12 protein-coding genes are annotated in these 14667 nt (G+C 42.3%); 2 read left to right on the top strand and 10 right to left on the bottom strand.

The window, feature by feature from the left end; genetic code table 11:
* Position 1: 1 nt before the first annotated feature.
* Genes uraH through xdhA form a run of 5 tightly spaced genes read right to left on the bottom strand, consistent with a single transcriptional unit; the run spans position 2 to position 5564 of the window.
* Positions 2 to 346 carry a hydroxyisourate hydrolase gene (gene uraH, locus ACT3S9_RS12770; RefSeq protein ID WP_441836376.1) on the bottom strand — a complete coding sequence of 115 codons (345 nt, stop codon included), beginning with the start codon at positions 344 to 346 and terminating at the stop codon, positions 2 to 4.
* On the bottom strand, positions 343 to 843 hold the full coding sequence (uraD, locus tag ACT3S9_RS12765) for a 2-oxo-4-hydroxy-4-carboxy-5-ureidoimidazoline decarboxylase (protein WP_441836375.1): 501 nt from the start codon (positions 841 to 843) through the stop codon (positions 343 to 345). The genes uraH and uraD overlap by 4 nt, the downstream gene beginning before the upstream one ends.
* The gene (gene xdhC, locus ACT3S9_RS12760) at positions 840 to 1745 is read right to left on the bottom strand and encodes a xanthine dehydrogenase accessory protein XdhC (protein WP_441836374.1); all 906 of its coding nucleotides are present in this window, start codon (positions 1743 to 1745) and stop codon (positions 840 to 842) included. The genes uraD and xdhC overlap by 4 nt, the downstream gene beginning before the upstream one ends.
* Complete coding sequence (xdhB, locus tag ACT3S9_RS12755) at positions 1742 to 4075, bottom strand: xanthine dehydrogenase molybdopterin binding subunit (protein WP_444750959.1); 2334 nt, start codon at positions 4073 to 4075, stop codon at positions 1742 to 1744. The genes xdhC and xdhB overlap by 4 nt, the downstream gene beginning before the upstream one ends.
* Complete coding sequence (gene xdhA, locus ACT3S9_RS12750) at positions 4062 to 5564, bottom strand: xanthine dehydrogenase small subunit (RefSeq protein ID WP_441836593.1); 1503 nt, start codon at positions 5562 to 5564, stop codon at positions 4062 to 4064. The genes xdhB and xdhA overlap by 14 nt, the downstream gene beginning before the upstream one ends.
* Positions 5565 to 5974: 410 nt before the next feature.
* On the opposite strand from xdhA, the gene ACT3S9_RS12745 reads away from it, so the two are divergent.
* Positions 5975 to 7354: a uracil-xanthine permease family protein gene (locus ACT3S9_RS12745; RefSeq protein ID WP_441993364.1), complete on the top strand. Its 1380-nt coding sequence runs from the start codon at positions 5975 to 5977 to the stop codon at positions 7352 to 7354.
* A gap of 20 nt (positions 7355 to 7374) precedes the next feature.
* Complete coding sequence (locus ACT3S9_RS12740; RefSeq protein ID WP_441836185.1) at positions 7375 to 8109, top strand: DUF5020 family protein; 735 nt, start codon at positions 7375 to 7377, stop codon at positions 8107 to 8109.
* Between the two features lie 60 nt (positions 8110 to 8169).
* Here ACT3S9_RS12740 and ACT3S9_RS12735 read toward each other — a convergent pair whose 3' ends face one another.
* The 5 genes from ACT3S9_RS12735 to ACT3S9_RS12715 form a co-directional block, all read right to left on the bottom strand.
* A complete protein-coding gene (locus ACT3S9_RS12735; RefSeq protein WP_441836184.1) occupies positions 8170 to 9528 on the bottom strand; it encodes an 8-oxoguanine deaminase in 1359 nt (452 codons plus the stop codon).
* A 230-nt stretch (positions 9529 to 9758) separates the two neighbouring features.
* Positions 9759 to 11024 (bottom strand): allantoate amidohydrolase, encoded by a 1266-nt coding sequence (locus ACT3S9_RS12730; RefSeq protein ID WP_441993369.1) that lies wholly within the window; start codon positions 11022 to 11024, stop codon positions 9759 to 9761.
* Positions 11025 to 11032: 8 nt separating this feature from the next.
* Positions 11033 to 12262, bottom strand: coding sequence for a pyridoxal-phosphate-dependent aminotransferase family protein (locus ACT3S9_RS12725; RefSeq protein ID WP_441836182.1), 1230 nt, complete (start codon positions 12260 to 12262; stop codon positions 11033 to 11035).
* Between the two features lie 3 nt (positions 12263 to 12265).
* Positions 12266 to 13090 carry a sulfite exporter TauE/SafE family protein gene (locus ACT3S9_RS12720; protein ID WP_441836181.1) on the bottom strand — a complete coding sequence of 275 codons (825 nt, stop codon included), beginning with the start codon at positions 13088 to 13090 and terminating at the stop codon, positions 12266 to 12268.
* Positions 13091 to 13097: 7 nt separating this feature from the next.
* Complete coding sequence (locus ACT3S9_RS12715) at positions 13098 to 14666, bottom strand: gamma-glutamyltransferase family protein (protein ID WP_441836180.1); 1569 nt, start codon at positions 14664 to 14666, stop codon at positions 13098 to 13100.
* Position 14667 lies beyond the last annotated feature (1 nt).

The raw sequence follows: 14667 nt of genomic DNA, 5'->3' as shown, positions 1-14667 counted from the left end.
GTTAACTTCCTCTGTAGGTTGAAAAGCCAAATGGCGATAGGAGTAATGGAATATGATGGTGTTTAGAGTCTTGTAATCTAAATGTGATCTCTACTTGAGGGTAAAATGCAGGTACAGGCTGCTTTTGATAATAGTTGTCTAGATCAAATATCAATTTATAGGTGGCGAACTTAATTGACGTGTCAGGAGATAACCAATCGATGATCCGTCCATCCGTATCGGTCACTCCTTTTGTTAGTAAGTGCCATTGCTTGTCAACTTGCTGATAAAGTGACACCGGCACATTAGCTGCCGGTTTTCCTGTGCTGGTATCTAAAATATGGGTCGTAATAGGGCTTTTGCTCATAGTAAATTCTCTAATCTAATTTGTGTAATTTTGGCTTGCTCACCAGCGGCTATTTGTAACTCTTCAGCGCGGTTGTTATTAATTCGTTGCTCTATTAGCGCCAGCATTTGTTCAGCGCTTTTACCGGTTGCACAAACAATAAAAATAAAGCCAAATTTATGTAAGTAGTCATTATTTAAGGTAATCATTTTTTCAAGTGTCGATGTATTTGCTTGACTCATACCAGATTGCTCAAGGCCTGCTTTACTTGCTGTTGCAGCATATTTTTCGCTTAGTGTGGATAAGTCTCCAATTTGCGGGTGTCCCTCAAAAGCAGCTAAGTAATCGTCTTCGTCTAAGCGCTGCCAAACCGTATTTGCGGTGCTAAGTAATTGCTCACGGTTAGTAAATGGACGTGCGGCTAACATACCTTCAATCCAGCGTGGCGCTACACAGCAATGGCTAAGTGCTTGTTGTGCTTGTTGCTCATTAAATAGGTTTAATTTTATTTGGTTCATGTTTGTGATTCGCTTTTTGTTGTCATTGTTTCATCAGCACCAATTAATGCATTTTTTAACGCACGCCACTGCAAACCCTGACGCTTGGGTGATTGACTCTGTTGTGCTTGATATAAGTTAATAAGCTGTCCACTAATCGAAATAGCGACTTCCATAGGAAGCTTACCTGTGACATTTTTTAGTCCAACAGGGCAAACCATTTTACTAATTTGCTCTGAGGTGAAGTTGCGGTGCGCTAATCGTTGTTCAAAGCGTTTTGCCTTAGTATCTGAACCAATAACGCCTAACCAATGCGCATCGCCGCGCTTAATAATTGCTTGGGTGAGCTCAAAGTCGAGCTGGTGGTTATGCGTTAAAATTAAATAACACGTGTTCTTGGGGGCTGTTTTGACCTGCTCCGTGGGTTCTTCATCAATGATTTTTATGACATTATTAGGTATATGTTGTGGAAATACGTCAGCACGGCTGTCTATCCAGCGTATACGCATAGGCAGCTGTGCTAAAATACCTATTAAAGCTTGGGCGACATGTCCTGCACCGTATATATCAAGTGTAAATCGCTCGCATTGCATACACTCAAGCATTACAGTGGCTGCCCCTCCACAGCATTGCCCTAAGTTTGCACCTAAGTTAAATTTTTCAATAGCTTGCGATGGCTCACCTATTGCGAGCAACTCACGGGCTTTTTCAATAACTTTAAATTCAAGATGGCCGCCACCTAGGGTGTCGTATATATGTTCACCACTGATAACCATTTTTGCCCCACTAGCACGAGGGGTTGAACCAACAGTGCCAAGTACAGTGGCAATTACGTAATTAATCCCGCTTTGCTCATGCTGTGCAATAGCCTGCGCCCAGTTTTGTGTGTGAAATCCTTGAAAAGACTGGTTTAAATGATTCATTTTCTTTCCTCTAGCCACTGCTGTGTTCGCTCAATAGCACCAAGCACTCGCTCGGGTGTGGTAGGCGTATCAAGTGGAGCTGTGTATTGATAATCAGTAATACTACTGACGGCATTTCTGATTGCACTCCAGACACTGAAGCTGAGCATAAAGGGAGGCTCTCCCACGGCTTTTGAGCGAAACACGGTTGTTTCTGGATTGGCTGAATTGTATAAGTTGACGTTGAATTCGCTGGGTGTATCGCCAATTGCTGGTATTTTGTAATTAGCTGGGCCGAAGCTCGTAAGCTCACCTTTGTTATTCCACTGTAGATCCTCAGTGGTCAGCCAGCCCATGCCTTGGATAAACGCACCTTCTATTTGGCCAATATCAAGTGCGGGATTAATAGAGCTGCCAACGTCGTGCAGTATATCCACTCGGGTTACAGTGTTTTCGCCAGTTAGAATATCAACTTCAACCTCACTCATCGCTACGCCATGTGCATAGTAAAAGAAAGGTCGTCCCTCGCCTTTGGCTCTATCGTAATGAATTTTAGGGGTGGCGTAATACCCGGTTGATGAAAGTGAAATACGGTTCATGTATGCAAGGTTGGCGAGCTCTTTGAAGCTTATTTCTCCTTTATCATGAGTAATTTTATTATCTTTAAACACGATACTTTCATTAGGGACAGTAAAGTGCTGGCTAACAAAATCAATCATTCTCTTTTTAATAGTATCGACCGCATTAAGTGCCGCCATACCATTTAAATCTGTGCCGCTGGAAGCTGCGGTTGGAGATGTGTTAGGGACTTTATCAGTGCGCGTAGCACTAATACTTACCGCGTCAAAATTAATCCCGAAACCATGGGCTACAATTTGTGCTATTTTAGTATTTAACCCTTGGCCCATTTCTGTGCCGCCATGGTTTAAGTGGATAGAACCATCACTGTAAACGTGAACTAATGCTCCCGCCTGATTTAGATGTTGTACTGTAAAAGAAATACCGTATTTAACCGGCGTCATCGCCAAGCCTTTTTTTATTATTGACGAGCTTTGATTGAATTGTTTAATATGTTGCTTTCGCGACCAATAGTCACCCGAAAGTTCCAATTGAGTGATCATGTCTTTTAAAATGTGTTGTTCAACAGTTTGGTGGTAAGGCGTAATATCCCGCCCAGGACGATATAAATTAAGCTTACGGATCTCTAATGGATCTTTACCGAGCTTGGCGGCGATATCATCCATTATTAGCTCACCCATAATCATTCCTTGTGGACCGCCAAATCCTCTGAACGCTGTGTGGCTAACGGTATTTACTTTACAGCGATTACCTTGAATTCTTGCTGCAGGGTAATAGTAGGCGTTATCAGCGTGAAACATGGCTCTATCAACTATCGCATCTGATAAATCAGGTGAGTAACCACAAAAGCCATTAACGGTTATATCCGCACCTTCTATGAGTCCATTTTCGTCAAAGCCGACATGGTACTGGTTGTAAAAAGGATGGCGTTTACCGGTTAGTTTAAAGTCATCGCTGCGAGCTAGGCGCAACTTTACTGCACACCCTAAAAAGTAAGTGGCTAATGCTGCTAGGCATGCCCACGGTGCGCCTTGGGTTTCTTTGCCGCCAAATGCTCCGCCCATTCGACGGGTTTCTACTGTGACAAAGCTAAATGGTTTGTTGAGTATTTTAGCAATTAAATGTTGCACTTCGGTCGGGTGCTGAGTTGAGCATTGTATATGCATGCCGCCATCTTGATCTGGTTGACTTAATGCTATTTGCCCTTCTAAGTAAAAGTGCTCTTGGCCCCCAATATTAATTTCACCCTTTAGTTGATGAGCAGCACTTTTTATTGCGTTAGCACTATCACCTCGGTTAAGTGAGTGAGGAGGCCTAACCCAGTGTTGTTTATCTATTGCTTCTTTTATATCTAAAATAGGCGATGTTTGCTCACATTCTATAACAACTAAACGTGCTGCACGGCGTGCTGTTTCATGGGAGTCGGCGACGACCACTAAAACAGGTTGCCCATGATATTGAACTTCATGATTGGTAAGTAAAATATCTCCGGGAAAGACAGGGCCAATATCGAGCTTGCCCGGTACATCATCCGCACCAAATATACGCTTAACACCAGTAAGAGCCTCTGCTTTGGTGGTATCTATAGACTTTATAAAGCCACTCGCCACAGGCGCTAGTACTGGATATGCGTGCAAGCAACCTTGCGGTTCAGGATTGTCATCGGCGAAATTAGCGCTACCACATACTTGTTTAATCGCACTTTCATGGTATTTAGATTGACCGACACTACCGCCTTGTGACTTTAATTTATCCATTTCAAAGTGACGCATGAGAAATCCTCGTAATGGCTATTGGGTCGCTATTTACTGCTGCCATGGAGTGACAAAGTTCAATACCAATACGTTGTAATAAGTTTTTGCTTACCGTTATTCTGTACGATGCACTGGCACGTACATCACTCATAGGCGAAAAGTCTTCATTTATGGCCGCTGCTGCGTTGATAAAGCTGCTTACCTCAAGGGATGAATTTATCAGTCGCTGTTCTATATTCTTAGCCTGTTTAGGCGTTGCCGCCATTCCTCCCATTGCACAGCGTACGTTGGTAATAATGTTGTCTTTATGTTCAATTGCTAATATTAAACAGACTGTTGAGATATCATCTTCAAATCGTTTTGAAATTTTATGACAGGCAAGCTTGAGGGATTCAGCGCGTTTAGGAATATAGATACGGCTAATAACTTCGTCTTCTTTTAATACTGTTTTACGATAATCAACAAAAAAGTCGCCAACGTCGATACTACGTACCCCACGAGTTGACAGTAAATCCATTCTGGCATTAAGAGCAATAAGCAAAGGAGCCGGATCGCCTATCGGAGAAGCATTACCTAAGCTGCCACCTAATGTGCCACCATTTCTTACTTGAGTTGAACCTAAACGTTCAAACAGTTCTTTTGCTTCAGGGTAATAGCCACAAAGTGTATCTATAAATAGACTGTAAGGTAGTGATGCACCTATATGTAACTCACCATTATTATCAGTTAGTTGCATTAATTCTTGTGTTTGACTAAGTGAAATAATGGTATCAGGTAATAATAGATTTTGACTAAGCTCTATAGCAAAGTCGGTACCGCCTGTAACTAAATGAGCATTAGTATTTGTTGCTTTTAGCTCAACAAGTTGGCTGGCTGTTTGTGGTAAATAAAATGTACGAGGACCATTTTTTAAAAAAGGAATCTCGTCATTTTCCTTGTCAGTTAGAGAGGCTTTAAATTTAATCGCAAGTGCAGAGTATGTTTCATCTGCTCGATCATAACTGTAGGCTTTTTCTGCGGCGAGCAATATTGGATTATACCCTGTACAGCGACATAAATTACCGCCAAGAGCGTGTATGACTGCTTTTTTACCAGGGTAGGTTGAGTTATTAATGTAAAGTGCAAGTAAGCTTATAATAATACCTGCAGTACAAAAGCCACACTGTGAACCATGACACTCAACTAAAGCTCGTTGCACTGGATGCAGTTCATTTAAAGTTGGATAGAGAGAGGGGGTAACAGCTTCAACTGTTACTATATGTTTTGCGTGTGCATTACCTAATAATAATAAACAACTATTCATTGTTTTATATAGCCAATGAGTCTGGCCATTTTCATCGGTATGTTCTTCACCAACTAAAATAGTGCATGCACCACAATCGCCAGTAGCGCAGCCTTCTTTGCTGCCAACTTTACCCTTTTTGGTGCGTAGCCAGTCCAAAATGGTGAAACTAGGCGAATATTTTTCTATTTCTATTGGCGTGTCGTTTAATAAAAACTGAATCACACAGACCCCCTTAACATTTTTAGAACCTTTATTCTTAAAGGCTTTTTGTTCATTTTTTGTTGCTGTTTACATACGGGTAAGAAAAAAAACTTTTCATCTTGGTAAGTATATTGCAGATATCATGCCGTTGTTGACCGTTTGGTCAGTTATGTGAAGTATGCATACTTATTTTAAGTATAGGTACTAAAAGTATTTTCATAATGAATAATAAATACGGTCAGTCGATGCAAATATTTATCAGCAATAACCATGTAGGTTCTGGCGCTTGTTAGTTATACATAAACCAAGTAATAAAAATATAAATAAACATTGTTAATCAATAGCTTAATTTTTCAAAGTAAAGAGATGAACAATAAGAAGAGCGTTAATACATTACCGGGAAAATGCCTTCGGGTATAAAGAGGAAAGAAATGTCAGAAGAAGCGATTTCATCAGATGATCTTATTTATAAGGTTGATGATAAGCCAAAGGCAACTGAATCATTTTTTGCAGGGCTTCAACATGTCCTTGCAAGCTTTGTAGGGGTAATCACACCGACACTTATTATTGGAGGAGTGTTGGGGCTGGGGGATGAAATACCCTACCTTATTAGTATGGCATTAATAGTGTCTGGTGTGGGCACGTTTATACAGGCTAAGCGAGTTGGCCCAATTGGTGCGGGTCTGATTTGTGTGCAAGGAACAAGTTTTGCTTTTTTAGGGACAATACTGGCAACAGGGTTCGCCGTAAAAGCAACTGGGGGAGATAATGACGCCATGCTGGGCACTATCTTCGCGGTGTGTTTTTTAGCTGCCCTGATGGAAGTATTTATAAGCTTCTTTGTTGAAAAGCTAGGTAAAGTGATTACACCTATCGTGACAGGGGTGGTTATTACGACCATTGGTATCTACTTAATTAAGGTGGGCATGATTGATATTGGTGGAGGCAAATGGTTGCTTGATAATATGCCGGAGAAATTCGCCTCTGCAAAGCACTTAATTGTGGGCTTTACGGTTGTCGCATTAGTGGTACTTCTTAATGCGAGCAAGAACCAATGGGTTAGATTGACCGCAGTAGTCGTGGCAATGATTATTGGTTGGCTGCTAGCTATAATTCTAGGTATTGCAAGCTTTAAATTGGGTGAGTTTGATTTAATCGCGGTGCCTATCCCTTTCAGGTATGGCTTTGATGTTGATGTAGGAGCATTAATCGCATTTGGTTTCCTATACCTAATTACTGCAATCGAAACCACTGGTGATATTACCGCTAATTGCTCAGTATCTAAATTACCTGTTAAAGGGCCTGAATATTTAAACCGCATTCGCGCAGGTATTTTGGGTGACGGTATAAATTCTATGATTGCCGCTATGTTTAATACCTTCCCTAATACCACTTTTAGCCAAAATAATGGTGTGATCCAACTCACTGGTGTGGCGAGCCGCTATATTGGACTTTGGATTGGCGTTATTTTATTTGTTTTAGGTTTGTTTCCAATCATTGGTGCCGTTTTGCAAAATATACCTAAGCCTGTGCTGGGTGGGGCAACTCTTGTGATGTTTGGGACCGTGGCTGCTGCGGGTATAAAAATATTATCGAGTGAAAAAATTAATCGTCGTAGCTTACTCATTATGGCTGTTAGTTTTGGGTTAGGTTTAGGGGTTAGTTTTGTGCCTGAGATTTTTACTAACGCACCTAAATTAATCACGGCTATTTTTGGTAGTGCAGTCACCGTGTCGGGTATGACGGCGATTGTGATGACGCTTATATTGCCACAAAACTATTCAGCGAGTACTGACAAGCACAATAAATAAAATGATTAAGGGATAATAAAATGACATTTAAAGCTGCAACTAAACTCGCGCTTATTTGTGCTATGGCACTGAGTTCAAATAGTGTAATGGCAAAAGAGTTATGGTCTAACTTTAGTATAACGGGTTTATCCGGTGATGATTATTTAAATCCGTTTACTGGGGTTGAAAATGATCGCTATGTTGTAACTGTGGAGCATGCGTCTGGGCAAACATGGGGTAATACCTTTTTTTTCCTAGATCGGTTAAGCAATCCTGATGAAGTGTATGGCGAACTTAACGTAAACCCTACGTTATATAGATTTGAGGACAGCTTTGTAAAGGAGGTGTTTTTAGGTCTACAAGTTGAGTATGGTTCTGGCGATACGAACCAAAACAATTTCTTATTTGGTGGTGGCTTATCGTTGAATATACCGGGTTTTAAGTACTTTAATGTGGCATATTATCGTCGTAACCAAGATGAGATAGGCATAGAGCGAGAAGATAATAACCAAATAACCGTTACTTGGGGACTCGATAAAGGAAACCTTCGCTATGATGGTTTTTTGGATATTGTAGATGACGCAGATACGATATTTGGCACCAGTGAAGGAGGGTTTAATTTTACTTCACAGCTTAAATACAATATAGCCCCAGCGCTGAACTTAGATACCAGTAGACTTGATGTGGGTATTGAATATGTTTATTGGAAAAACAAATTTGGGGTCGATGGCATGACTGAAAAAAATATCAATCTGCTAGTTAAGTGGCATTTTTAAATATTGTAACGAGTAAAAAAGCTGAGCAATGCTCAGCTTTTTATCATATCCGGTACAGGGTTAACTGACTAATTGTTTTGCTAAGCGGTGATGTTTGTGTTTTATTTCATCCAGTTCTTGGTTTAACAGTTGTGCGTTTTTAACTAGCCAGTTTCCTTTACACATTACGGCGTCAGCGGTATGTGCTCCACATAACACTAATGCGGCTAATGGATCATGACTGCCTGAAAAACGCAGTTCATCTAATTTAAATAAAGCTAAATCAGCTTGCTTACCTACACTAAGTTCACCGATATCATCACGGCCAATAACCTCAGCCGACCCTTTAGTAGCCCAATAAAGCGCATCTAAGTGAGTTATTTCGTTGGCAGGGTAGCGTAACCGATTTATTAATAGTGCTTGCCTAACCTCTTGAATCATATTGGAGCCATCGTTTGAGGCTGAACCATCGACACCTAAGCCTATTTTTACCCCGGCTGCGGCGAGTTCTTTTGTTCGACAAATTCCAGAAGCTAATACCATATTAGATGACGGACAGTGGCAAATACCGATTTTAGCCTGTCCTAAGCGCTTTATTTCATCATCGTTAAACCAAATGCCATGAGCAAGCCATACATCATTTGCAAGCCAACCGACCGACTCTAAGTAATCAAGCGGGCGCATGCCAAACATATTTGTGCAAAATGTATTTTCATCTTCAGTTTCGCTTAGGTGAGTGTGTAGCATGACATTGTTTTTTCGCGCGAGCTTGGCTGTTTCAACCATTAAGTCGGTTGTTACTGAAAAGGGAGAACACGGGGCGAGGGCTATATTGAGCATACTGCCTTGCTTATTGTCATGATAGCGTTGAATAAGCCGTGCTGAGTCAGCCAAAATTTGTGCATCGCTTTGTACTGTTTGCTGGGGAGGTAAGCCACCATCCTTTTCACCTAAACTCATGGAGCCACGAGTCAATGTTACGCGTACCCCCATGTTATTTGCGGCGCTAACTTGTAGGTCAATAGCATGCTCAATAGCTTGTGGAAATAAGTAATGATGATCAGCAACAGTTGTACAACCTGAGGCTATGAGTTCAGCTAAACCAAGCTCGGTCGATGCGCTAATCATTTCAGGCATGAGTTTTGCCCAAATGGGGTATAAGCTTTTTAGCCAAGGAAAAAGTGGCTTATTAATCGCATCACCAAAGGCGCGAGTTAAGGTTTGATAAAGGTGATGGTGGGTATTTACCAGGCCTGGCAATAATACATGTTCAGAGGCATCGAACACTTCATCAATAGTGGTATGGGGTGTTTTGCCTTTACTAATTAGTTCGATGATTGTGCCGGTTACTTTGTCAATGACAATACCGTTGTCTGCATTGTTATTGTTAGCTGTGAAGACACCTCGAGGGTGTTTAATCCAAATATGATAGTGGCTCATTTACATTTTCCAATGTGAGTGAGCTAGGTGTGAATATAGCCAGCTTAAGCCCATATATTGAGATAGCGTGGGTATCGTGATCACAGCCATAGCTCTTTTGAAACCAACCTTAATCGTACTTGAGGTTGGCATTAGAGTTATGGCAGTGACTTGCGTGTTAATCTGCCGCGTTTAAGACTCATTTAGGGTGTAAACTAAAAGAGTCTAGATGAGTTCAATTTTAAGGCAGTTTAACCATTTAGTCCATTTTTTGCCTGCAAGCATAATGCACTAAACATAACCGACAACGATTTAGTAACGTCGTCATCTATGACTGCTTCAGCTGGGTGGTGACTGATACCGCCGGGGCTACGTATAAATAGCATGCCTATCGGGCAAATGGGTGCAATAGCCATCGCATCGTGGCCGGCTCCGGATGCAAGAGAGGGGGAGCTTTCATTGTTAAGTCTGCAGGCTTCAGTGAAGAGTGCTTGAATGTCACTATCGCATTGCACTGCTTGTGCTGCATGAGTCCATTGCCAATCAAGTGATAAGTTACGTTTTTGCGCGATAAGCTCAGCACGGCTTCTAATTTCATTTATTAGGTTATCTAAATCGTCATCATGTTGGGCGCGAGCATCAAGGCTTACCGTCGTTTTACCTGCAATTACATTAGTCGCACCCGGACGAGCAAAAATTTGCCCTACGGTAGCTACTTCACCATTTTCAGCTTTACTTGCAAGCTTTTCGATTTCTAAAACAAGTTCAGCAGATCCAGTGAGTGAATCTTGGCGTAAATTCATCGGTGTGGTGCCTGCGTGACCACTTTGCCCTATAAGAGTTATCATCGCTCGCTTGGCACCCGCAATCGCGGTAACAACCCCCAAGGCTTGATCAATAGATTCAAGCACTGGGCCTTGCTCAATATGAGTTTCCCAATAAGCAAGAATGTCACTTGGATTGAGGCCTGCATTTGCAACATCAGAAGGGTCCAAGCCGAAATCAAGCAGGGCTTGGTGCATGGTAATTTCTTGGGAGTCTGGTATGTTTAACCAAGCGGGATCAAAATTATTAGCAAGTGCTTTTGATCCAATTAAGGTTGTGGCAAAGCGTGTGCCTTCTTCATCGCAAAAGCCCACCACATCTAAATGAAAAGGTAAGTCGAGCTTTAAGTGATGGGCAAGGGCTGCGATTTCTAAACCTAACAACACGCCTAATATTCCATCATATGCACCGGCATTAGGCACTGTATCAAGGTGCGAACCTATGATTAAACGTTTAGCTTTTGAGTTAGATGAGCGAAGGCGTCCCCACTGGTTACCCACTTCATCTTGCCAAGTTTGCATGCCTGCATCGCTCATCCACTGACTAACGGTTTCGTTACATTCTTTGTGTTCTTTGGATAAATATTCGCGGTGAATCCCCCCTTGCATTTGTGATATTGCACTGAGCGTTTTACAGCGTAATAAAGCACGCGATGCATGAGTTTTAGCAAGAGTTGAGTCTAATGTAGTCATGCTAATCCTTATTTGTAATGATTTAGTGCGGTAATGGCTGCTTCACCTTTAGGGCCTTTGTAGCCATTGGCATGCAAGCAAGCATCAAGGCTGGCGAGCGTTTGTAAAACAGTATCTTTACGCGCGTTGTAGCCCATTGTTCCGATTCGCCATATTTTACCGTGTAATGGTCCAAAAGAGGTTCCGATCTCTATGCCAAAGTCTGTAAGCATTTGTCCTCTGACGTGATCAGCGTTTATGCCCTGAGGAATATATACACCCAACACATTATTCATTTTGTGGTTAAGGTCGCCAAATACATTTAAACCTAAGGCTTGAATCCCTTTGAGTAGGGCATCGCCATGAAGTTTATGACGTGCAACACAGTTATCTACACCTTCTTCGATCACAATACGGGCACATTCAGATGCACCATAAAGCATGCTGGTGGCTTCGGTGTGGTGATTCAAGCGTTCCTCACCCCAATAGTTCATGATCATACCCAAGTCAAAGTAGTTAGAACGAATAAAGGGTTCAGTGCCATCTTGATGAGCACTTGTTCTGATACCTGCTTCTACTTTCTTACGTTTTTGGATCCAATCCGCACATTTGTCGCTTAAGGTTAGAGGCGCAGAACCTGAAGGGCCGCCTAAACACTTTTGCAAACCAACAGATAGGGCATCTAGTTTCCATTCATCGGCTGGTAAATCGTTACCTACGATAGACGCGGTTGCATCGCAATAAAACATTACGTCGTGTTTTTGGCAAATATCACCAATATGCTCAAGAGGTTGGTTCATCGTGGTGGAAGTATCACCTTGCACCATTGCTAAAACATGGGGTTTAATTTGGCTAATTGCTTTTTCAATTTGTTCGGGAGTGAATACTTCTCCCCAAGGGACTTCAATGGTATGAACTTTTGCACCCACTCGTTCTGCTATCTCTGCGAGAAGGTGACCAAATCGGCCCATTATAGGCACGAGGACTTTGTCACCTGGTCGTAAAATCGAGCATAGTACAGCTTCAATACCTGCCCGTGAGGTACCATCAATAAGCATTGTCCATTCGTTTTGGGTTTTAAAAACCTCGCGGTACCGCGCCATAGTTTCATTCATAAAGCCGGTCATAACAGGGTCATACTGACCCACAAGCTGTGCAGACATTGCACGTAACACCCGAGGGTCCGCATTTATTGGCCCAGGCCCCATTAGTAGACGCTGGGGGGGATTTAAAGGGTGTATTTGAGTGTTGTTAATCATTATTTAAGATCCCAGAGTTTGAGTAAGCATACGAATACCGGTTAGCATGAGCACGACGGCAAAAGCGCGTTTTAATTGTTTTTGATCTAGCTTGCTACCAATTTTTACACCCATAGGAGCAAATAAAATAGTAAGCGGGATAATTAAGAAAAAGGCAGGCAGGTTAACTAAACCCCATGTGCCCATAGGCGCATCATCAGGGGTGCTACCGATGCTCAGCAGGGTAATGACACCCGGTAAGGCAATGAGTAAACCAAATACAGCGGCGGTACCTACCGCAACGTGCGTACGAACATTAAAAGCGCTGAGTAAAGGCACCCCAATAGTGCCTCCGCCGATGCCAATCATGACTGAAAAACCACCGACAACACAGGCCATTATCGCTTGACCTATTTTACCCGGTAATTGCTTCACAAGTGCAGGAGCTCCAGCTCTAAAAAGCATATTTAAACTCACAAGTATGGCAATACAGGCAAACATAAGTACCAGTGCATTACCTCGTACTGATTGTGCTAAAAAGCTACCTAGCACCGCCATTACTAAAATAAATGGCGCCCAATATTTTATTAGCGCAAGATCAATATTGCCTTTACTGTGATGTGAGCGAATTGACGAAATTGAAGTAGGCACAATAGTCGCAAGCGAGGTGGCTGTTGTTATCATCATTGCTGATTCAGGACTCACCCCAAAGTTAGGTAATAAAAAGTAAAGCACAGGTACAATAACAATACCGCCACCGACACCGAAAAGGCCTGCTAAAATACCGGCAAAGATGCCCGTTGCGATTAAGGCCAATAAGATTGACCACTGATTTATAATTTCTGACATGGAATTCCTAGTATATTGTTGTCACGGTTGCAAGGCCGTTTGAGCGAGGGTCCGTTGCTGCTTCAAGTGTATCAGAGGTTTCAAGTATTGCCCCTGCATGGCCCATCATTTCATTGTTATCAGTTACACTTACCCAATCATGATTACGACTATTTAACTCATCTTTTATCTCATTGGCTAGGCTTTGTTCTAATTTTAAATTGGTACTTGAATCACCCCATGTTCGTCCTAATAACCAGCGTGGGGCGCTGACCGCATCGGTAATAGATTTGTTACGCCAGACATAGCCCGCAAATACAGCTGCTTGAGTTTGCGGTTGGCCTTCACCGCCCATAGTGCCATAGGCTAGGCGCCGACCATCCGCAAATTTAGCTAAAGCGGGGTTAAGAGTATGCGCTGGTTTTTTATTGGCAGATAAACAGTTTATCTCGCTTTTGTCTAAGCTAAAGCTAATACCTCGGTTATTCCATACAAAGCCACCTTCGCTCATGAGAACGCCACTTCCAAACTCCCAGTAGATACTTTGAATAAAGCTAACTAATTGCCCGTTTTTATCTCTAGCTGCCATCCAAACAGTATCACCGGGTTCGGTACTAAAAGGCCAGTTTTTAGCTTGGCTCATATCTATATTATTAGCTAATTTGGTTAATTGTTCTTTAGTTAGTGCATTTTCGTAAGCTGCGCCCACTATGTCAGGATCAGCCCATAAGGATGGACGGTGAGTAAAGCTTTGCTTTGTCGCTTCGACAATTAAGTGAGCCCAATCAGCCTCGGTTTTTGCTAAGTGCTTTAGCTGGTCAACCGCACCTAGTATTTGTAACGAATGAACGCCTTGAGTTGGAGCAGGTAAATTGTAGCAATCTATCCCTGAAATATTCATAGTCAGAGGAGTGACAACAGTCGCTTGTGTATTCATAATATCCTCAGCGGTCATAACGCTTCCTTGGGCCGCTAAGTCTTTGATAAATGAGTCAGCAAGCGGACCTTGGTAGAAGGCATCTAACCCTTGTTGCGCTAACTGTTCTAATGTATCTGCAAGCTTTGGATTATTAAATTGCTGACCAGCATGCAGAGGTTTACCGTTAGGAATATATAGGTCTCTAAATGCTTTGTTAGTGCCATCAGTTTGTGCAAGCTTTTCACAGGCAGTTTGTAAGCTTTTAGTAACAATAAAACCATTGCGGGCAAGTTCAATAGCGGGGGCTAAAATCCGTGTTAAAGGTAATTGAGCATTTTTGTCAATGTGTAGCGCTTTTTGCCAACCTCTGATTGTGCCTGCTTGAGTTAGTGCGCTTAAACCACCGCGCTCAGGAATTTGGGTTAGATCTTTATAAGCACTGATATCACTTACTGCGCGCCCGCAGGCATCAATAGCGATAGGTGAAGTGGCCTTCGGATTATCTATTAGCCAAAATCCATCTCCAGCAATGGAGTTCATATGTGGGTATACCACACTAATTACAGCAGCGGCTGCGACCATGGCCTCAGTGGCGGTTCCGCCTTCTTTAAGTATATTTATACCTGCCTGGGTGGCCGAAAAGTGTGGGGCGGTAAATGCAATATTTTGTGTACTCATA

The organism is Pseudoalteromonas sp. AOP31-A2-14 (assembly GCF_052378035.1).
GTDB lineage: Bacteria > Pseudomonadota > Gammaproteobacteria > Enterobacterales > Alteromonadaceae > Pseudoalteromonas.
This window is presented reverse-complemented; position numbering and strand designations above follow the sequence as displayed.